Here is a 20,921-nt window from a genome sequence, read left to right on the forward strand (position 1 = left end):
CCGTCCGGATCAGGCCGGGCTCGCGTGCCCTGCCGGTCCTGTCACCAGCCGGGCGGCGGGGACGCGGGCGGCGGAGGGGAACCGGCACCTCCGCCCGGTGGGTAGCCGTGACCGGGACCGCCGGACTGCGGATAGCCGTACCCCGGGGCGCCCGGCTGCGGGTAGCCGTAGCCCGGTGCGCCGGACTGCGGGTAGCCGTAGCCCGGTGCGCCGGACTGCGGGTAGCCGTAGCCGCCGTAACCCTGGTTCCGGCCGTCCGCGTCCTCGAAGCCCCTGCGGGCCAGGGCCAGCAGCCCCGTGACGCCCGCGAAGGCGAGGAGGACCGAGGTGAGCACGATGAGCTGCTGCTCGGCCACCAGGTCGCCGAAGCGGTCCACCATCCGGTGGTGGAAGGCCCGGGCGATCCCGGAGGCGCCCGCGGCCAGCAGGAATCCGGCGACGATCATGCCGAGCGGCCGTGCGTGGACGGCACGGAAGAGCGCGGTCCACGCCACCACCAGGCAGAGGACCGCGAGGGCCACGCTGCTCCAGCCGGGCGGTGTCGCGGTCAGCCCCGTCGGGATGAGCCGCCCGCCGATGAACCAGTCCGGATACAGCGCGGAGGGCAGGGTGACGAACTGGCGGATCTCCCAGGCGATCATGACGGCCCCCGAGGCGCCGAACACCAGGAACGCGGTGACCCCGGCCCCTTGGCCCGGCCTGGTGGGCAGCGGCTCGTAGGAGTCGGCCTGCTGTCTGCGGCCGGCGGCTCCGGTGACGATCAGCGCGAGCCCGGCCGCCAGGGCGACGAAGGTCCCGATGAGCGCGCGGGTGCGCAGCTCGTCGCCGTACCGCTCGTCCGCCCACGAGGCGCCGATGGTCCAGACACCGGGCAGCCGGAGGGCGAAGGTGACGACGCCCGTGGCGACCAGGGTGGACGCGGCCACCGAGGAGCGCAGGGCGGCGAAGAAGGCGCAGGTGAGGACCACGAGGAGCACGGCGTCGGCCTGCGAGGTGGCAGGCAGCCCCTCGGGCCGCGCGTCCGTGTAACCGGCCCAGTAGCGCAGCAGGTCCAGCGGGTCGCCCGCCGCGCGGACGTCCCGCACGATCCAGCCCGCGACCATGGCGGCGAGCACGGCCGACAGCACTGCTCCGGTGATTCTGGCTCCCCGTGTGAGTATCACCCCAGCGATACTCCACCGCGGTCCGTCGATGGACAAGGGGACCTGCGGGAAGGGACGGACACGGGTAACCGGCCGGGGCGACGTGATGAACGCCCCGGCCGGTTCACGGCACCCGCACGGCCGTACGCTCTCTATGGTGGGACGTTCGTATATCGGTGTGGCGACGGTCAAGTTGCCTCTGTGTTAACGCACCTGAGGCTCTTTTATGGCTCTTTGTCACCCGGGGCCGGCCCCGGGGATTCCGGCCCGGCGGGGCCCGGGGACGGCGGGACCTCGGACCCGGGCGCCTCCCGCGGCACCACCTGCTTCTCCTCGGCGAAATGGCATGCCGAGTCGTGCCGGGCGGGCGTCCCCGACTCCCGGAAGACCGCAGGCACCGCCAGCAGCGGCACCTCCAGTTCGCACCGCTCCTGAGCCTTCCAGCAGCGCGTGCGGAAGCGGCAGCCCGACGGGATGTTCGCCGGCGAGGGGACGTCCCCGTGCAGGATGATCCGCTCGCGGTGCTCACGGGCGGTGGGGTCGGGCACCGGGACGGCCGACAGCAGGGCCTGGGTGTACGGGTGCGTCGGGTGGTCGTAGATCTCCTCGTCGGTGCCGATCTCCACGATCCGGCCGAGGTACATGACACCGACCCGGTCGGAGATGTGCCGGACGATCGACAGGTCGTGCGCGATGAACAGGAAGGCCAGGTCGAATTCGGCCTGCAGCCGGTCCAGCAGGTTGACGACCTGGGCCTGGACGGACACGTCGAGCGCGGAGACCGGCTCGTCGGCCACGATGATCTCAGGGTTGAGCGCGAGGCCGCGGGCGATCCCGATGCGCTGGCGCTGGCCGCCGGAGAACTGGTGCGGATAGCGGTTGATGTACTCCGGGTTCAGGCCGACGACGTCGAGCAGGTCCTGCACCCTCTGCCGCCGGCTTCCCTTGGGGGCCACCTCCGGGTGGATCTCGTACGGCTCCCCGATGATGTCGCCGACCGTCATGCGCGGGTTCAGCGAGGTGTACGGGTCCTGGAACACCATCTGGATGTTGCGGCGCACGGCCTTCAGGGCGCGGCCGGACAGCTTGGTGACGTCCTCGCCCTTGTAGCGGATCACGCCCCCGGTCGGCGGCTCCAGGTGCACCAGCATCTTGGCCACGGTCGACTTGCCGCAGCCGGACTCCCCCACGATGCCGAGCGTCTCGCCCGCAGCCAGGTCGAAGTCCACGCCGTCGACGGCCTTGACGGCCCCGATCTGCTTCTTGAAGAGGATGCCCCGGGTCAGCGGATAGTGCTTGACCAGGCCGCGCACCTCCAGGATCGGGTCCCCCTCGGCGTACGGCCGCGTCCGGCCCGCCTCCCGGGCCTCGGTGAGCAGCGTGGACCCTCCTGAGCCGTTCCCGCGCTCCCCCGCGTCATCAGCGTGCATCGAGCGTCTCCTTCCAGAAGTGGCAGGCGCTCCGGCGGTCCTCGTCCACGGTGTACAGCGGGGGAACGTCCGTACGGCACACGGCCTGGGCCATGGGGCAGCGCGGGTGGAAGGCGCAGCCGGGCGGGATGTGCAGCAGGTTGGGCGGCAGCCCCTTGATCGCGTAGAGCTCCTGGCCCTTCTGGTCGAGCCTCGGGATCGAGCGGAGGAGCCCCTTGGTGTACGGGTGGGCGGGGGCCTTGTAGATGTCGTGGACCGGCGAGGTCTCGACGATCCGGCCCGCGTACATCACCGCGATCTTGTCGGCCACGTCCGCGACCACACCGAGGTCGTGGGTGATCAGGATGAGCCCCATGTTGAGCTCGCGCTGGAGCTCCGCGAGGAGGTCCATCACCTGGGCCTGGACGGTCACGTCGAGCGCGGTGGTGGGCTCGTCGGCGATGATGAGGTCGGGCTCCAGGGCCAGCGCCATCGCGATCATGATGCGCTGGCGCATGCCGCCGGAGAACTGGTGCGGGAAGTCGCCGACGCGCTCCCGGGCGGCGGGGATGCGCACCCGGTCCATCAGCTCGATCGCCTTGGCCTTCGCGTCACCCCGGGACATCCCGCGGTGCACGACGAACATCTCACCGAGCTGCTGCCCGACGCTCAGCACCGGGTTCAGCGAGGACAGCGCGTCCTGGAAGATCATGGCCATCTCCTGGCCCCGGATCCGGCGGCGCGCCTCGGGCTTCAGCTTCAGCAGATCCTGGTCCTTGAAGAGGATCTCGCCCCCGCTGATCTTTCCCGGCGGCATGTCGAGGATGCCCATGATCGCCTGGGCCGTGACGGACTTGCCGGAGCCGGACTCACCGAGGACGGCGAGCGTCTCCCCCTCCGACACCGAGTAGTTGACCCCGTTGACGGCCTTGGCCACGCCGTCGCGGGTGTGGAACTCCACGTGCAGATCGCGTACTTCGAGCAGCATGGCAGCGGGCTCCTCAGCGCAGCTTGGGGTCGAGGGCGTCGCGCACCGCGTCGCCGAGCATGATGAACGCGAGCACGGTGACGGCCAGCGCCCCGGCGGGCCAGAGCAGCATGTGCGGCGCGTTGCGGACGTACTGGGAGGCGGCGGAGATGTCGATGCCCCAGGAGACGGCCGGCGGTTTCAGGCCGACGCCCAGGTACGAGAGGGTCGCCTCCAGCGAGATGTACGTCCCCAGGGCGATGGTCGCGACGACGATCACCGGCGCGATGGCGTTGGGCATGATGTGGCGCAGCATCATCCGCGAGTTGGAGGCTCCCAGGGCCCTGGCCGCCTGGACGTAGTCGTTCTGTTTGGCGGTGATGACCGATCCGCGCGCGATGCGCGCGATCTGGGGCCAGCCCAGCAGCACGATGAAGCCGATCACGGGCCAGATGGTGGAGCTGGTGACGACGGACAGGAAGACCAGTCCGCCGAGGACCACCGGGATGCCGAAGAACACGTCCGTGATGCGGGACAGCACGGCGTCCCACTTGCCGCCGAAGAAGCCGGCCAGGCCGCCGAGGACACCGCCGAGCAGCGAGACGCCGACGGTGGACAGGACACCGACGGCGACGGAGGTCCGCGCTCCGTAGACGGTGCGTGTGTAGACGTCGCAGCCCTGTCCGTCGAAGCCGAAGGGGTGTCCGGGCTGGGACCCCTCCTGGGCCTTGGCGAGGTCGCAGTCGAGCGGGTCCTGGTCCGCGATCAGGGACGGCCAGATCGAGATGATCACCAGGAAGAGGATGACCAGCCCGGAGATGATGAAGACCGGGTTGCGGCGCAGGTCGCGCCAGGCGTCGGACCACAGGCTGCGCGGTTTGCCGGCGGGCCCGGTGCCCTCGGGGCCGCCGGGCGTCTTCTCCAGCGTGGTGCCCTCGTCCATCGCGAGGTCCATCGCACCGCCCGCACCGGCCCCCGAGATGGCTCCGCTGCCCGTCGCGTCGTCCCACGGCTTCTGCTCAGGCATAGCGGATCCTCGGGTCGAGTACGGCGTACAGGAGGTCGACGATCAGGTTGGCGGCCAGGAAGACGAGGACCAGCACGGTGACGAACCCGACGACGGTCTGGGAGTTCTGGCGCAGGATGCCCTGGTAGAGCTGGTAGCCGACTCCGTGGATGTTGAAGATGCGCTCGGTGACGATCGCCCCGCCCATCAGGGCGCCCACGTCCGTGCCGATGAAGGTGACGACGGGGATGAGGGAGTTGCGCAGCAGGTGCCGGACGACGACCCGGCGTCTGGGCAGGCCCTTGGCCACGGCGGTGCGGACGTAGTCGGCGCGGGCGTTCTCCGCGATCGAGGTCCTGGTGAGCCGGGTGACGTAGGCCAGGGAGACGGAGGCCAGCACCAGTCCGGGCACGATGAGTTCGTCGACGGGCGCCTCCGAGGAGACGGACGGCTTGATGATGCCCCACTCCACACCGAGGAGGAGCTGGAGCAGCAGGCCGGTGACGAACGTCGGTACGGCGATGACGACCAGGGTCAGGATGAGCACCACGGTGTCCACGGGCCGTCCGCGGCGCAGGCCGGTGACGACGCCGAGGCTGATACCGATGACGATCTCGAAGACGATCGCGACGATGGTGAGCCGGATGGTGATGGGGAAGGCCGTGGCCATCAGCTCGGTGACCTTCTGACCGTTGAAGGCCGTGCCGAAGTCACCGGTGAAGATGTTGCCCATGTACGTCAGGTACTGCTGCCACACCGGCTTGTCGAGGCCGAACTCGGTGCGCAGCTGGGCGGCGGTCGCGGGGTCGCACTGGCGGTCGCCGCAGAGGCCCGCGATGGGGTCGCCCATCACGTTCACCATGAGGAAGATCAGCAGCGTGGTGCCGAAGAAGACGGGGATCATCTGCAGCAGCCGCCGGATCACATAACGTCCCATGAGGGGCTCCGGGGGTCTAGGGGTGTCCTTCCGGTAGGGCCGGCGGGACACCTCTCAGGCGAACGGGCGGAGGACCGGAAAGCCGGGTGGCCGGTGCGGTGTCCCGCACCGGCCCCCGGCTTCAGGGGGTCACTTGACCTTGATCTGGTCGTACACCGGGACGCTGAAGGGGTTCAGCGAGACGTTCTCGACCCTGTCCGAGTAGCCGGCGCTCCCGTTCTGGTACCAGAGCGGGATGACGGGCATCTGCTCGACGAGGACCTTCTCCGCGTCCTGGAAGGTGGTCACGGCCTTCGCCTTGTCGCTCTCCGCGTTGGCCTTGTCGACCAGGTCGTCGAACTTCTTGTCGCTCCACTTGCCGTCGTTGGACGGGGCGTTGGTGTAGTAGAGCGGCTGGAGGAAGTTCTGGATCAGCGGGTAGTCCATCTGCCAGCCGGCGCGCCAGGCGCCGGTCAGCTTCTGGGTGGAGACCTGGCTGCGGAAGTCGGCGAAGGTGCCGACGGGCCCGCCGACGCACGCCTTGTTGTTGCCCATGACGTTGTTGATGCTGTTGCAGACCGCGTCGACCCACTCCTTGTGGGAGCCGGTGTCGGCGTTGTACGAGATCTTGAGCTGGCCGCCGGGGATCCCGCCGCCCTCCGCGATCAGCTTCTTGGCCTCCGCCTTGTCGTACTCGCAGGCCGGGCCGCAGAGGCCCTTCTTGAAGCCGCCTTCCTCGCCGAGGACCGGTGAGGTCCAGTCGGAGGCGGGAGTGCGGGTCTTCTGGAAGATCTGGTCGGTGATCTGATCACGGTTGATCGCCATCGACAGGCCCTGGCGGACCTTGATCGCACCGGGGGTGTCCCAGGCCTTCTCGTAGAAGGGGAAGGCGAGGGTCTGGATGATGCCGGCGGGTGTGTTGATGTACCGGTCGCCCAGGTCCGAGGAGACGTTCTTGAGCTGTGCGGCGGGGACGTCGTCGACGAGGTCGAGGTTGCCCGCCGTCAGGTCGGTGTAGGCGGTGTTGTTGTCGGTGTAGACCTTGAGGTCGATGCCGCCGTTCTGCGCCTTGTCCGCACCGGGGTACCCGTCCCACCTGCGCAGGTTCATCGACGAACCCTTGGCGTACTGGTCGATGGTGTAAGGACCGTTGCCGACGGGCTTGGAGAGCCACGCGTCGTGGTCGTCGTAGAAGGCCTTGGGCAGCGGCACGAAGGCCGCGTAGCCGAGGGTGTCCGGCCAGAGCGAGAACTTCTGCGACAGCTTGGCCGTGAAGGTCGTGCCGTTGACGACCTTCAGCCCGGAGAGCGTGCCGGCGGTGGCCGAGCCCGACTCGGGGTGGACCTTGTCGTAGCCGTCGATGTACTGGAAGAAGTAGGCGTTCTTCTGGTTGTTCTTGAGAGCGGCGCCGTAGTTCCAGGCGTCCACGAACGACTTCGCGGTGATCTTCTCACCGTTGCTGAAGGTCCAGTTGTCCTTGATCGTGATGGTGAAGTTCTGCGAGTCCGTCGACTCGATCTTCTCGGCGATCTCGTTCTTGGCCTCGCCGGTCTTCGGGTCGTAGCGCACGAGCCCGCGGAAGACCATGTCGAGGACCTTGCCGCCCTGCACCTCGTTGGTGTTCGCCGGCTCCAGCGGATTCTGCGGGTCACCCCAGGACGAGCTCACGATCCCGTCGGCACCACCGCCGCCGTCGCTGTCCCCGCCGCCGCAGGCCGTGGCCGCGAGGGTGACAGCGACCGCGCATGCGGCCCACCTGGCCTGTGTGGCTCCGCGCATGGAGTGCCTCCTAGGGTTCCCGTGAGTGGCTCAATGCCTCATACCACCTCATATGACACTGCGTCGCATGTCTTCCTCCGCCGTACGGGGACCGCGGAACGCAAAGGCGCCCGGCCCCCTCGTGGGGGCCGGGCGTCCTCGTTGGACCGATCAGGTGCTACGCCGCGTGGACGACGTCCTTCTCCTCGGCGAAGTGGCACGCCGACTCGTGCGCGGCCGGGGTCTCCGAGGCCTTGAAGCGCTCGGGGATCGCCAGCAGCGGCACCTCGGTGGCGCACTTGTCCTCGGCCTTCCAGCACCGCGTACGGAAGCGGCAGCCGGACGGCGGGTTCGCCGGCGACGGGACGTCACCGGAGAGGATGATCCGCTCACGGCCCTCACGGGCGGACGGGTCAGGGACCGGGACCGCCGACAGCAGCGCCTGCGTGTAGGGGTGCGTCGGGTGGTCGTAGATCTGCGTGTCCGTACCGATCTCGGCCATCTTGCCGAGGTACATGACGCCGACCCGGTCCGAGATGTGCCGGACGATCGACAGGTCGTGCGCGATGAAGAGGTAGGAGAGGTTGAACTCGTCCTGGAGCTTCTCCATCAGGTTGATGACCTGCGCCTGCACCGACACGTCGAGCGCGGAGACCGGCTCGTCGCAGATGATGATCTCCGGGTTCAGCGCGAGGCCGCGGGCGATCCCGATGCGCTGGCGCTGGCCGCCGGAGAACTGGTGCGGGTACCGGTTGATGTACTCCGGGTTCAGACCGACGACGTCGAGCAGGTCCTGCACCTTGCGGCGCCGCTCGCCCTTCGGAGCCACCTCGGGGTGGATCTCGAAGGTCTCCCCGATGATGTCGCCGACCGTCATGCGCGGGTTGAGCGAGGTGTACGGGTCCTGGAACACCATCTGGATGTTGCGGCGCACGGCCTTCAGGGCGCGGCCGGACAGCTTGGTGATGTCCTGGCCCTTGTAGAAGACCTCACCCGCGGTGGCCCGCTCCAGCGTCATCAGGAGCTTGGCGACCGTGGACTTGCCACAGCCGGACTCGCCCACGATGCCGAGGGTCTCGCCCTGGTAGAGATCGAAGGAGATCCCGTCCACGGCCTTGACCGCGCCGACCTGCTTCTTGAACAGGATGCCCTGGGTCAGCGGGAAGTGCTTGACCAGGTTGCGCACCTGGAGGATCGGCTCGCCCTGCGACACCGGGGCGTCGAGGGCCGCGACGGCCTCCGTCTCGGTGGCCGCGTTGACCGTCGCCACTTCGGTGACGTTCGGGGTGGCGTCCACGGACTCCTTGTCGAGCTCAGCCATGGATCGTCTCCTTCCAGAAGTGGCAGGCGCTGCCGCGGCCGGCCAGCTCGGTGCCGTCCTTCTCGGTCACCGGGCGCAGGGCCGGGATCTCGGTACGGCAGATGTCCTGCGCCATCGTGCAGCGCGGGTTGAAGGCGCAGCCGGACGGCACGTGCAGCAGGTTGGGCGGCAGGCCCTTGATCGCGTAGAGCTCCTGGCCCTTCTGGTCCAGGCGCGGGATCGACTCCAGCAGGCCCTTGGTGTACGGGTGCGCGGGGCGCTTGTAGATCTCGTGGACCGGAGCGGTCTCGACGATCCGGCCCGCGTACATCACCGCGATCTTGTCCGCGACGTCGGCGACCACGCCGAGGTCGTGGGTGATCAGGATCAGGCCCATGTTGTAGTCGCGCTGGAGCTCCGCGAGCAGGTCCATGACCTGCGCCTGGACGGTCACGTCGAGCGCCGTGGTGGGCTCGTCCGCGATGATCAGGTCGGGCTCCAGAGCCAGAGCCATCGCGATCATGATGCGCTGGCGCATACCGCCGGAGAACATGTGCGGGTAGTCGTTGACCCGCTCCTTGGCCGCCGGGATGCGCACGCGGTCCATCAGCGCGATGGCCTTGGTCTTGGCCTCCTTCTTGGAGAGGCCCTGGTGCACGCGGAACATCTCGGCGAGCTGGTAGCCCACGGAGAGGACCGGGTTCAGCGAGGAGAGCGCGTCCTGGAAGATCATGGCGATCTTCTGGCCGCGGATCTGCCGGCGCTCCTCGTTGGACATCTTGAGCATGTCCTGGCCGCGGAAGAAGATCTCGCCCTTCGGGATGCGGCCGGGGGGCATGTCCAGGATGCCCATGATCGCCTGGGCGGTCACGGACTTGCCGGAGCCGGACTCGCCGAGCACGGCGAGGGTCTCGCCGGCGCTGACGCTGTAGTTGACGCCGTTGACGGCCTTGGCCACGCCGTCCCGGGTGTGGAACTCCACGTGCAGGTCACGGACTTCGAGCAGCGGGCCGCTCTCGTCGTTCGAACCACGCGGAGCAGGAACATCCGCCGTCTTTTCGATGATGGTCATGTACGCCTCCCTCAGCGCAGCTTGGGGTCGAGGGCGTTGCGTACCGCATCGCCGAGCATGATGAACGCCAGAACGGTGATCGACACCATGACCGACGGGATGATCAGCACGAACGCGGCGTTGCGCAGCTGCTCCTGGCCGGAGGAGATGTCGACACCCCACGACACGGTCGGTTCGGCGAGGCCGATGCCCAGGAAGGACAGGGTGGCCTCGGCCGAGATGTAGCCGCCGAGCGCGATGGTCGCCACGACGATGACCGGGGCGATCGCGTTGGGCAGGATGTGCCGGAGCAGGATGCGGGAGGTCGAGGCGCCGAGCGCCTTGGCCGCCATCACGTAGTCGGCCTGCTTGATCGTCAGGACGGAGCCGCGCGCGACACGGGCGATCTGGGTCCAGCCCAGGAAGGCCAGGGCCAGGATGACGACCCAGATGTGCCGCTCCTCGAACGAGGTCAGGACGACCATCGCGCCGAGGATGAACGGGACGCCGAAGAAGATGTCGGTGACCCGGGACAGGATCGTGTCGATCCAGCCGCCGAAGTAACCGGCGAGCATGCCGACCACGGTGCCCAGGACCGTCACGAGGACCGTGACGACCACGGCGACGGTGATCGAGGCACGGGCGCCGTAGACGACACGCGCGTAGATCGAGCGTCCCTGGATGTCGTACCCGAACCAGTCCTCCTGGAAGAAGTTCCCCCACTTGGGCTTCTGCAGGTAGTGGTGGGCCAGGTCCGCGTAGCGCGGGTCGGCGCCGGTGAAGAGACCGGGGAACACCGCCATCGTCATCAGGAAGACGATGAGGACCGCCGAGACGACGAACAGCGGGCTGCGGCGCAGGTCGTGCCAGGCGTCCGACCAGAGGCTGCGGGGCTTGCCGACCGCGGCGGTGGGAGCCGGGACGGCGGCGATCGGCGCGGAAGCGTCCGCGGAGGTTTCCTTGAGCGTCTCAGGCATACCGGATCCTCGGGTCCAGGACCGCGTAGAGCAGGTCGACAATCAGGCTGGCGGCGAGGTACACGACGACGATCAGCGTCACGATGCCGACGACCGTGGCGCCTTCGCGGTGCCGGAGCGCGTCGAAGACGGCGGAGCCGACACCCTTGACGTTGAAGATGCCCTCGGTCACGACGGCGCCTCCGAGCAGGGCACCGAGGTCCGTCCCGAGGAAGGTGATCACCGGGATCATCGAGTTGCGCATCAGGTGCACGCCGATGATGCGGCGGCGCGGGAGGCCCTTGGCCACGGCGGTGCGCATGTAGTCGGAGCGCAGGTTCTCCGCCACCGACGTACGGGTCAGTCGTGCGACGTACGCGAGCGACAGCGACCCGAGCACGACCGCCGGAAGGATCAGTTCGCTCGAACTCGCTTCCAGGCTGACGTTGGGCTCGACCCAGCCGAGCTGGAAGGCGAAGAAGTACTGGCCGAGGAAGCCCAGCACGAACGACGGCACCGAGATGAGCAGCAGCGTCAGGATGAGCAGTCCGCGGTCGCGGAGGGTGTCGGCCTTCAGACCGGCGAAGACGCCCATGGAGATACCGACGACGACCGTGAACAGGAAGGCAAACAGGGCCAGCCGGATCGTGATCGGGAACGCTTCCGAGATGATGTCAGCCACCGGTCGCCCACTGGCGATCTGGGTACCGAAGTCGCCCTGGAAGAGGCCTACGAGGTAGTTCCAGTACTGGTGCCAGAGTGGCAGGTCCAGACCGAGGTCCTTCTTCATCGCCGCGATCTGCGCGGGGTCGACGGTCTGTTCGCCGGCGAGCGCGCGCACGGGATCGCCGGGCAGCGCGTACATCATGGCGAAGACCAGCAAGGTCGACCCGAGGAAGACCGGGATCATCTGGAGCAGTCGCCGCGCGACATAACGCCCCATGTTTGCCTCCGATTAGGGGTAATGCAGCCCAGGGACCGCGCTCCGGATATCGGAGCGCGGCCCCCGGGACCTACTGCCTGTGTGGGCGGCTGATGGCCGAGTGGGGCCCTCAGGCGTGGTTACTTCACGGTGACGTCGGTCATGACGTAGTCACCGCGGAAGTCGATCGCGACGTTGTCGACGGACTTGCCGTAGCCACCGTTGATCTTGTAGTTCCAGAGCGGGATCGCCGGCATCTTCTCGAGGACGAGCTTCTCCGCGATCTGGTAGTCCTTGATCGACTCGTCCAGGGAGGCCGCGTTGTCGCCCTTCTTGAACTCCGCGTCGACCTCCTTGTCGGAGAACCGGCCGTTGTTGGCCTCGGCGGTGGTGCCGTACAGCTCCCGCATGAAGTTGACGTTCAGCGGGTAGTCGGCGACCCAGCCACCGCGGTACATCGACTTGACCTGGTCGTTGTCACGCGCTTCCAGGTCGGTCTGGAAGTCCGGCTTGGCGTCCGGCACGCAGTCGACACCGGTCGAGTTGCGGATCGACTCGCAGACCGCGGTCACCCACTCCTTGTGGCCGCCGTCGGCGTTGTACTGGATCCAGATCTTGTTGTCCGGAACGCCGCCGCCTTCCTTGATGAGCGACTTCGCCTTGGCCGGGTCGAACGTGAAGACGTCCGTGTCCAGCTTCTGGTTACCGGCGACGCCCGGGGGCGTGAAGCTGGTGGCGGGCTCGCGGGTGCCGTTGAGCACGGTCTTGGTGATCGTGGCCCGGTCGATACCCATCGACAGACCCTGGATGACCTTCGGGTCGATGTCCTTGAAGGTCTTCGAGTAGAAGGTCGGGACCAGCGACTGGACGGCCGCGTAGGGCTCCTCCACCGTACGGTCACCGAGGTCCTGCTTGTACTTCGGCAGGTCCTTCGGGCCGATCTGGCGGATCATGTCCAGGTTGCCCGAGATCAGGTCCTGGTACGCGGCCTCGACGGTCGCGTAGTTCTTGAACAGGATGCCCTTGTTCTTGGCCTTGTTCGGGCCCTGGTAGTCAGGGTTGGCCTTGACGCGGATGAGCTTCTTGTGGTCCCACTTCTCGAAGATGTAGGGACCGTTGCCGACCGGCGCCTGGCCGAACGCCTTGGTGTCCTTGTAGAACACCTCGGGCAGCGGGGCGAAGGTGTAGTAGCCGAGCTTGTACTCGAAGTACGGAACCGGCTTGTCCAGCTCGATCGTGAAGGTGGTGTCGTCCACCGCCTTCAGACCGGACATCTCCTGGGACTTGGGGTCACCCTTCTCCGGGTGGACGTCCGCGTAGCCCTTGACGTCCTCGAACCAGAAGGCGTTCTGCTGGTTGTTCTTGATGTTCGCGTACCAGTTCCACGCCTTGACGTAGGACTCAGCGGTGACCGGGGTGCCGTCGTGGAACTTCCAGCCGGGCTTGAGCTTCACCGTCCACGTCTTGTTGTCGTCCGACTTCACGGACTCCGCGTTCGTGTAGACGATGTTGCCGTCGCCGTCGAACTCCAGCAGCTGGGTGAACAGCGACTGGATGACATAGCTGCCGAGCGACTCGTTGGTGTCGGCCGGAATCAGCGGCTTCTGCGGCTCACCGACGTCGACGGAGACGTAGCCCGCGGGCTTGCCCTTCTCCTTCGAAGCGGCGTTGCCGCCGTCGTCACTGTCGCCCCCGCCACAGGCAGTCGCGGCCAGGGCGATGATTGCCGCTCCCGCGACCCACTTGGCGCTCTTGGCACCGCGCATGGGTTTCCTCCTCATGAGTCCACTTTTGACTACAAGAGGGGCACTGGAGAGATCCACCGACACCCCTGACGGCGATCGTTTTCAGTGCCCCGAGTGTGCTCGTGAGTCCGCACTCCCCACAGTGCGCCGACCCATTGACCCGAGCTCAATGGAGCCAACTATTAAGTAACACCGGGCTGTAAACCACACTTAAAGGGTCTCGGTTTGACAACATCGGGAAGGTGCGGTTGCCCGAAATCCGGACAAAGGGAGCCCAGACAGACACCCCCGAAACGGACTGTTAACACATGTTCCGGAGAGCGACGCACGATATGCGGACACGTCGGTCAGGAAAACGAGTTGACGAAAGGCCCGGACCCCCACAGTGTCTGCGGGGATCCGGGCCTCGTGTCAATGGCTCGTACCGACGGTTCGCAGGCCGGAGAGGCCCGCTCCGGTCAGGTCAGCCGTTCTTGGCGCGCGAGGCCGTACGGCCGCGCTGCTTCTGGTCCAGGACGACCTTGCGGATACGCACGGTCTCCGGGGTCACCTCGATGCACTCGTCGTCGCGGCAGAACTCCAGCGACTGCTCCAGCGACAGCTTGCGGGCGGGCACCACGTTCTCGGTGGTGTCCGCGGAAGCCGCACGCATGTTGGTGAGCTTCTTCTCCTTGGTGATGTTCACGTCCATGTCGTCGGAGCGCGAGTTCTCACCGATGATCATGCCCTCGTAGACCTCGGTGGTCGCCTCCGTGAAGATGACACCGCGCTCCTGGAGGTTGACCATCGCGAACGGTGTCACGACGCCGGCGCGGTCCGCGACCAGCGAGCCGTTGTGGCGCGTGCGCAGGTCGCCGAACCACGGCTCGTGGCCCTCGAAGAGGGAGTGCGCGATGCCCGTGCCGCGGGTCTGGGTCAGGAACTCCGTACGGAAGCCGATGAGGCCTCGGGACGGCACGATCCACTCCATGCGGACCCAGCCCGAACCGTGGTTCGTCATCGTCTCCATGCGGCCCTTACGGGTCGCCATGAGCTGCGTGATGGCACCGAGGTGCTCGTCCGGCGAGTCGATCGTCATGCGCTCGATCGGCTCGTGCGTCTTGCCGTCGACCTGCTTGGTGACCACCTGCGGCTTGCCGACGGTCAGCTCGAAGCCCTCGCGGCGCATGGTCTCGATGAGGATGGCCAGGGCGAGCTCACCGCGGCCCTGGACCTCCCACGCGTCGGGGCGCTCGGTCTCCAGGACACGGAGCGAGACGTTACCGACGAGCTCCCGGTCCAGACGGTCCTTGATCTGACGGGCGGTGACCTTGTGGCCCTTGCCGCCCTTGCCGACCAGCGGCGAGGTGTTCGCACCGATGGTCATCGAGATGGCCGGCTCGTCGACCGTGATCAGCGGCAGCGCGATCGGGTTCTCGGGGTCGGCCAGGGTCTCGCCGATCATGATGTCCGGGATACCGGCGATCGCGCAGATGTCGCCCGGCCCGGCCTTCTCGGCGGGCTTGCGGGTGAGCGCCTCGGTCATCAGCAGCTCGGTGATGCGGACGTTGGACATCGAGCCGTCGCGCTTGATCCACGCGACGGTCTGGCCCTTGCGCAGCTCGCCCTGCTCCACACGGCAGAGCGCGATACGGCCGAGGAAGTTGTCGGCGTCCAGGTTGGTGACGTGCGCCTGGAGCGGGGCGTCCTCGTCGTACTCCGGGGCCGGGACCGCGGAGAGGATGGTGCTGAAGAACGGCTCCAGGCTGTCGCTGTCCGGCGGGACGCTGCCGTCCTCCGGCTTGGTCAGCGAGGCGACGCCGTCACGGGCACAGGCGTAGACGATCGGGAACTCGATCTGGTCCTCGTCGGCGTCCAGGTCCAGGAAGAGGTCGTACGTCTCGTCGATGACCTCGGCGATCCGGGAGTCCGGGCGGTCCGTCTTGTTGATGCAGAGGATGACCGGCAGCTTGGCCGTCAGCGCCTTGCGCAGCACGAAACGCGTCTGCGGGAGCGGGCCCTCGGATGCGTCGACGAGCAGGACGACGGCGTCCACCATCGACAGGCCGCGCTCGACCTCACCACCGAAGTCGGCGTGGCCGGGGGTGTCGATGATGTTGATGGTGATGACGTCGCCGCCATCCTTCGGGTGGTACTTGACGGCCGTGTTCTTGGCCAGGATCGTGATGCCCTTCTCACGCTCCAGGTCGTTCGAGTCCATCATGCGTTCGTCGAGGTTCTCGGCGGCGTGCGCGGCGAAGGCGCCCGCCTGCTTGAGCATGGCGTCGACCAGCGTGGTCTTGCCGTGGTCGACGTGGGCGACAATGGCTACGTTACGGATGTCGTGGCGCGTGGGCATGGGTGGCTTGCGCTTCTCTCGGATCGTGGGATCAGGCGTCTCAGTCGGTCTCGAGTCCTCGTACGCCCGCCGGGCGGCACGCCACGGCTAGTCCAATGGTACGGGCCCGATGGGTCCGGGGCTTCCCGGCCCGATCTCCGGGGCAGGGCTACGGCCGCAATTCAGCCGATATTCAGGCGGTATTACGTCATCGTCCAGGCGACGGGCGGCCGGACGGCAAGGGGTGTGGGAAGGCGGGCGGCCCGGGTCGGGGCGGACACCACCTTGCCCGCCGGGCGCTCCGGCGGGCAAGGGAATTGAGCTGCATCTGAGCTTCTGGTGTGGCTTTGACCTGCTACTTCTTACGATTCGCGGGGGAACCTGCCGCTTCCTTGCCGGTGAATCCGATGTCCTGGTAGCGAGGCGCGGCGAAGCCGAAGGCGCCGATGTTCGCCAGCTTCTTGTCGACGGCGACCAGCTGTGGCCTCTGATACAGCGGAATCGATCCTGCGGCGGCCCAGATCCGTGCGTCGGCCTGCTTCAGGAGGTCCCTCGACGCGTTGGCGTCGAGCTCGGAGACCGCCCGGTCGAAGAGCTGGTCGATGTGGTCAGAACCGACCCGGGTGTAGTTCTGCTCGACGAGCAGCGACCCGTCGGTGGCGGGCTCCGGCTTGGCGAAGATCGGGCGGCCGTCGGTCGCCGGGTAGGCGGTGGCGGGCCAGGAGTACAGCGCCATGTCGTACGCGCCGGACGCGATGTGGTCCTTGAAGTAGCTGTCGTCGTCGACCTTGGTGACCTGCGTGCTGATGCCGATCGAGTCCAGCATCGCGACGATCTTCTCCCCGACGGCGCGCAGCGACTGCGAACCGGGGCCCGAGGGCAGGACGAAGCGCAGACTCAGCGGCTTGCCGCCCTTGCCGAGCCGGTCCTTGACCGAGGCGGGCGCCGGTGCCGCGGTCCCCGCGGGGGCGTAGGCGCCCGCGGCCCCGCCGGGACGCTTGTCCTGGGCGGTGACCTCGGCGTCGCCGGCCGGGCGCTCGCCCGCCTTGTCGTCGCCGACGACGTAGCTCCCCTCGTCGCGCGAGGCCTTCTCGGCGGCCTTCTCGTCCTTCTCGGCGGCCTTGTCGCCCTTCTCGGCCGTCTTGTCGTCCGCCGCCTTCTTCTCGCCGGCCGCCTTCTCCTCGGCCTTCTTCTTCTCGGCCTCGCTGCCCGCCTTGGTGTCCTCGGTCTTGCGGACCGCCCCGCCCACGGTCCATCCCGCGTCGGCCAGCAGCGCCTGCGCCTCCTTGGTGTCCCGGTCGCCGAGCGCCCCGCTCCCGTCCTTGTAGGCGGGCTGCCCGGCCAGGGCGAGGTGGCTGCCGGGCGGCTTCGCCGGCAGGCCGAGCGGCTTCAGCACGGAATCGGCGAGCTCCTGCCGGTCCAGGGTGCGGGCGATGGCGCGGCGCACCCTGTCGTCGGAGAGGGGCCCGGACTCGCCGTTCAGCGCGAGCTGCGTGTAGGCGGGCTCCAGGGACTTGCGCACGGCGAAACCGCGGAGCGACTTCTGCTCGGCCGCGTACACGGCGACGGCTTCCCGGCTCTTCTCCCGGGCGGCCTGCGCCGTCTCGGCGGCCTCCTCGTCCGAGCCGTGGGCCAGCGCCCAGGAGCGCAGGGCGGAGGCGGGGGTGGTGTCGGCTCCCGGGCCGTGGGCGGGCTGCTGCCCGTTCCCGCCCCGGTAGCGGGCCGCGAGGGCGATGCTGTTCGCCGCTGCCGGGTCGATGTCGGCGACGTCCACCGTGCCCTTGGTCAGGGCCGCGGTGCGGTCCTCGGGCGCGACGGCCCGGAAGACCAGGGACTCGAGCTTGGCCTCGTCGCCCCACCAGCGCGGGTTCCGGTCGAGCACGACCGTCCCCTTCGCCTTGCTCACGCTGCGCAGCCGGAACGGTCCCGCGGTGTTCTTGAGGGTGGTCCTGGCACCGTCGTTGAAGGTGCCGGGGGAACCCGTCACCTCCTTCGGGTACAGCGGCGAGAAGAGCGAGCGCCAGTCGGCGTACGGCTTCGCGAACGTGACCCGGACCTGCAGGTCGTCCTTGCCGCGCTCGATCTTCTCGATCCGCTCGTACCCGGCGTTGCGCGCGGTCCAGAAGGCGGAGTCCTTGCCGCTCAGCGCGCGCCACTGGGCGACGAAGTCGGGGGCGCCGATCTCCCGGCCGTCGCTCCACACGGCCTGCTGGTCGAGCTTGTACAGGACGACCTGCTTGGGCTCCTGCTCGATGACCTTCGCCGACTCCAGGTAGTCGGGGTTGAGCCGGGGCTCCCCCCGCGCGTCCATCGGGAAGAGGGAGGGAAGGAGGGCGCCGGTGATCCGCGTGGTCGCGCTGTCGGCGTCCGCCTGGAAGGCGTTGAGGGTGGCGGGGACCGCGTCGATCGCCCAGGTGAGGGTGGAGCCCTCGGTCACCCGGTCCCGGGAGGCCGGGGCGATGTCCTGCGGGAAGGCCACCGAGGCGGGCCCCTCGCTGTCCGAGGTGCAGCCCGCCAGTACCGGGATCGTGAGCACACCTGTCGCCAGGAGCGCGACCGAGCGGCGCTTCCGGGCCGTCCCGCGCGGGACACCGACGTGGGCCATGGCTGATACCTCCGGGGCCGGCCCGGTCCACCCCGTACCGGAATGGACCGGATGATGCGTTCTGGTGGCATTTGCAGTTGATCACATTGATTCGCTGATCCACTGAACGCACCTGCACGCGCGGGGGGAGGCAGACACGGCCGGTGGGGCCGCGGAAGTCACCCGTGCGGCCCCGGTTCCGGCCCGGCGGCGGTCAGCCCAGCAGCTCGACGATCGCGGCGGTGGTGTCGGTCTCGCCGAGCCTCGGGAAGATCTTCTCGACGCTGTTGCTGTGGGCGTCCGCGTCCATGTCGGTGACCGCGTCGGTGGCGATGGTGACGTGGTAGCCGTGCTCGTGGGCGGCGCGGGCGGTGGACTCGACGCCGATGCTGGTCGCGACACCGGTCAGCACGACCTGGGTGATGCCGCGGCGGCGCAGTTCGAGGTCGAGTGCCGTGCCGTGGAAGGCGCCCCACTGCTGCTTGGTGACGACGATGTCGCCGTCCTGCGGGCCGAGCTCGGGTACCAGGTCGGCCCAGTCCGCCGCGGGCTTGCCGGACGGCGCCTTCCCTTCGTTGCGGCCGGGGGCTCCCCCGGTGACGCGGACCAGGACGACCGGGAGGCCCTTGGCGCGGAAGGCGTCGGCGAGGACCGCGGAGCGGGCGACGACGTCGCCGGTCGGGTGCGCCGTCGGAAGGGCGACGATGCCCTTCTGCAGGTCGACGACGACGAGTGCGGTCCGGGGGTCCAGGACGGTGGCGGTCATGTGCGTACTCCTTGAGGTGCTTGCGATCAGGTGCGTGCGCGCGGGGCGCGGGCGGGTGAGGTCGGTCGGGATCAGGTGCGTGCGCGCAGGGCGCGGGTGGATGAGGTCGGTGGGATCAGGTGCGTGCGCGCAGGGCGCGGTCGGTGAGGGTCAGGACGGCCAGCAGGACGGCCAGCACGACGGAGACCGCCGCCATGAGGTGCAGTCCGGCGTCGCTCGCCGCGTCGGCGTAGGCGAGGGCGATCAGGCTGGACGCCGTGATGGCCCCGATGTACTGGGCGGTGCGCTGGAGCCCGGCCGCCGCGCCGATCGCCTCCGGGGGCGCGTGGGCCTGGACGGCCGCCTGGTTGCTGGTGCCGATGAGCCCCTGCGGGGCACCGAAGCACGCTCCGGCGAGCAGCAGGACGGCGAGCGGGGTGTCACCGGTGAGGAACAGCAGGATCCCCGCACCGGCGGTGAGCAGGAGGCAGGCCGCGGTCAGCGGCCCGCGCAGGCCCTTCGTCCGGGCGCCGAGCAGCGAGCAGACGAGCGCCGTGACGGACATCGGGAGCATGAGCAGCCCCGTGTGGCCCGAGGAGAAGCCGCGGGCCTCCTCCAGCCACTGCGTGTAGCCGTACATGACGCAGTAGATGAGGAGATAGCTGAGCCCGTGGCGTACGTACGTGCGCAGCAGGGGGCCGTTGCCCGCCAGCATCCGGATGTCTATGAACGGCTGCGGCGTGCGCAGCTGCCAGCGGACGAGGACGGCCGTCAGCACGGCGAAGGGGGCGAGCAGCCACCACTGCGGGTGGGCGAGGTCGAGCAGGAAGAACACCAGCAGCGTCAGCGCCGTGGCGAACAGGCCGATGCCCAGGGGGTCGAGGGAGAGCTTCGGCGTGCTCCCGTCGGCGGACCGCTCGCGCGGCGGGTCCGCCGGGACCCAGAGCAGTGCGGCGCCGAGGGCGAGCAGCGCGATCGGCACGTTGACCGCGAAGATGCCGCGCCAGCCGACGACCGACACGAGCAGCCCGCCGAGGGCGGGGCCGACGGCGGCGCTGCCCAGGGCGGCGAAGGAGAGCCTGGCCAGCACGGGGCGCGGGGTGGGCCGGCCGAGGCGCCGCGACTCGTCGCGGAGGACGGCCATGGCCGCCGGGTAGGCGGCCGACGTGCCGATGCCGAGCAGCAGGCGGGAGGCGATCAGCGTGCCGAAGCCGGGAGCCAGCGCGCCGACCAGTCCGGACGCGATGACGACGACGAGGCCGGCCAGGAAGACCCGGCGCGGGCCGAGGGTGTCGGCGAGCTTGCCGAGGACCGGCTGGGCGACGGCGCTGGCGAGGTAGAGGACGGAGATGAGCCAGGCGGTGTCGGCCGCCCCGATGCCGAAGGAGTGCCCGATGGCCACCAGGGCGGTGGAGATCATCGTGGTGTTGAGCGGGTTGAGCAGGGACCCCATCAGCAGCGGCGCGGTGAGGCGAGCGCTGAACCCGGTGTCCCGCCGGGCCGGTCCGGCGGGCAGGCTTCCCGCCACCGGTGCGGCGGGGGTCAGGTCCGTCCCGTACCGGGTCACTTGTCGACCAGACGGCCGATGAGCTCGACGGCCTCGGCGAGTGAGCGGCGCTCCGCCCCGTCCAGCTCGGCGGCGATCGCCTCGGCCAGCCAGCTCCGCTTGGCGGCCCGCACGCCCGCCAGGGTGGCGCTTCCCCCCTCGGTGACCGACACGACCGACTTGCGGCCGTCCTCCGGATCGGGTGCCCGGGTGACGAACCCCCGGCTCTCCAGCGCGCCGAGGGTCAGCCGCATCGACTGGGGCCGCACCAGCTCGGCCCGGGCCAGCGCCGCCGTGGTGGCCGGTCCGCCGTCCTGGAGCCTGGCGAGGACCGAGCGCTGCGAGGGGGTGAGCAGGCTGTCGGCCGAGGAGCTCCGCAGCCGCCTGAGCAGTCGGCCGACGACGTCCGAGAGATCCGTGGCCACGCGCTCCGCGCTCGGGTCGCCGGGGTGCTGCGGCTGAGGGGTCTCGGACGTTTCGGACATGTACGCCACGGTAAAGATGGACAGGACATCTTGCAAGGCAGCCTGTCCATTATTGGGCAAAGCACGGACGGC

Annotated in this window: 16 protein-coding genes; all 16 read right to left on the reverse strand. The window is 68.9% G+C overall.

Going from position 1 to position 20,921, the window contains the following annotated elements:
• Window positions 1-41 precede the first annotated feature (41 nt).
• The 16 genes from ACFUNE_RS35170 to ACFUNE_RS35245 all read right to left on the reverse strand — a co-directional run bounded on the left by ACFUNE_RS35170 (window position 42) and on the right by ACFUNE_RS35245 (window position 20,849).
• On the reverse strand, window positions 42-1,163 hold the full coding sequence (locus ACFUNE_RS35170; RefSeq protein WP_383576607.1) for a hypothetical protein: 1,122 nt from the start codon (window positions 1,161-1,163) through the stop codon (window positions 42-44).
• Between the two features lie 203 nt (window positions 1,164-1,366).
• Window positions 1,367-2,572 carry an ABC transporter ATP-binding protein gene (locus ACFUNE_RS35175; RefSeq protein ID WP_383576609.1) on the reverse strand — a complete coding sequence of 402 codons (1,206 nt, stop codon included), beginning with the start codon at window positions 2,570-2,572 and terminating at the stop codon, window positions 1,367-1,369.
• Window positions 2,562-3,539 carry an ABC transporter ATP-binding protein gene (locus tag ACFUNE_RS35180; RefSeq protein WP_383576611.1) on the reverse strand — a complete coding sequence of 326 codons (978 nt, stop codon included), beginning with the start codon at window positions 3,537-3,539 and terminating at the stop codon, window positions 2,562-2,564. Before ACFUNE_RS35180 ends, ACFUNE_RS35175 begins: the two co-directional genes overlap by 11 nt.
• Window positions 3,540-3,552: 13 nt before the next feature.
• Window positions 3,553-4,545, reverse strand: a complete 993-nt coding sequence (locus ACFUNE_RS35185) for an ABC transporter permease (RefSeq protein WP_383576613.1) — start codon at window positions 4,543-4,545, stop codon at window positions 3,553-3,555.
• Entirely contained in the window at window positions 4,538-5,461 is a 924-nt protein-coding gene (locus ACFUNE_RS35190) for an ABC transporter permease (protein ID WP_014154263.1), read from the reverse strand. The genes ACFUNE_RS35185 and ACFUNE_RS35190 overlap by 8 nt, the downstream gene beginning before the upstream one ends.
• A gap of 129 nt (window positions 5,462-5,590) precedes the next feature.
• Entirely contained in the window at window positions 5,591-7,219 is a 1,629-nt protein-coding gene (locus ACFUNE_RS35195; protein WP_383576616.1) for an ABC transporter substrate-binding protein, read from the reverse strand.
• A gap of 157 nt (window positions 7,220-7,376) precedes the next feature.
• Window positions 7,377-8,519, reverse strand: a complete 1,143-nt coding sequence (locus ACFUNE_RS35200) for an ABC transporter ATP-binding protein (protein WP_383576618.1) — start codon at window positions 8,517-8,519, stop codon at window positions 7,377-7,379.
• Window positions 8,512-9,570 carry an ABC transporter ATP-binding protein gene (locus tag ACFUNE_RS35205; protein WP_383576620.1) on the reverse strand — a complete coding sequence of 353 codons (1,059 nt, stop codon included), beginning with the start codon at window positions 9,568-9,570 and terminating at the stop codon, window positions 8,512-8,514. Before ACFUNE_RS35205 ends, ACFUNE_RS35200 begins: the two co-directional genes overlap by 8 nt.
• Before the next feature lie 11 nt (window positions 9,571-9,581).
• Window positions 9,582-10,526 (reverse strand): ABC transporter permease, encoded by a 945-nt coding sequence (locus tag ACFUNE_RS35210; protein WP_383576622.1) that lies wholly within the window; start codon window positions 10,524-10,526, stop codon window positions 9,582-9,584.
• Complete coding sequence (locus tag ACFUNE_RS35215; protein WP_383576624.1) at window positions 10,519-11,448, reverse strand: ABC transporter permease; 930 nt, start codon at window positions 11,446-11,448, stop codon at window positions 10,519-10,521. The genes ACFUNE_RS35210 and ACFUNE_RS35215 overlap by 8 nt, the downstream gene beginning before the upstream one ends.
• 119 nt (window positions 11,449-11,567) lie before the next feature.
• Window positions 11,568-13,193: an ABC transporter substrate-binding protein gene (locus ACFUNE_RS35220; protein ID WP_383576626.1), complete on the reverse strand. Its 1,626-nt coding sequence runs from the start codon at window positions 13,191-13,193 to the stop codon at window positions 11,568-11,570.
• Window positions 13,194-13,635: 442 nt separating this feature from the next.
• Window positions 13,636-15,510, reverse strand: a complete 1,875-nt coding sequence (gene typA, locus ACFUNE_RS35225; RefSeq protein WP_383576628.1) for a translational GTPase TypA — start codon at window positions 15,508-15,510, stop codon at window positions 13,636-13,638.
• A 334-nt stretch (window positions 15,511-15,844) separates the two neighbouring features.
• Window positions 15,845-18,094 carry an ABC transporter family substrate-binding protein gene (locus ACFUNE_RS35230; RefSeq protein WP_383576630.1) on the reverse strand — a complete coding sequence of 750 codons (2,250 nt, stop codon included), beginning with the start codon at window positions 18,092-18,094 and terminating at the stop codon, window positions 15,845-15,847.
• A 193-nt stretch (window positions 18,095-18,287) separates the two neighbouring features.
• Window positions 18,288-18,839: an isochorismatase family protein gene (locus ACFUNE_RS35235; RefSeq protein ID WP_383576632.1), complete on the reverse strand. Its 552-nt coding sequence runs from the start codon at window positions 18,837-18,839 to the stop codon at window positions 18,288-18,290.
• A gap of 115 nt (window positions 18,840-18,954) precedes the next feature.
• Window positions 18,955-20,385 (reverse strand): MFS transporter, encoded by a 1,431-nt coding sequence (locus tag ACFUNE_RS35240; protein ID WP_383576634.1) that lies wholly within the window; start codon window positions 20,383-20,385, stop codon window positions 18,955-18,957.
• On the reverse strand, window positions 20,382-20,849 hold the full coding sequence (locus ACFUNE_RS35245) for a MarR family winged helix-turn-helix transcriptional regulator (protein WP_383576636.1): 468 nt from the start codon (window positions 20,847-20,849) through the stop codon (window positions 20,382-20,384). The genes ACFUNE_RS35240 and ACFUNE_RS35245 overlap by 4 nt, the downstream gene beginning before the upstream one ends.
• Window positions 20,850-20,921: the final 72 nt, after the last annotated feature.

The organism is Streptomyces sp. NPDC057287, from assembly GCF_042667905.1.
GTDB lineage: Bacteria > Actinomycetota > Actinomycetes > Streptomycetales > Streptomycetaceae > Streptomyces.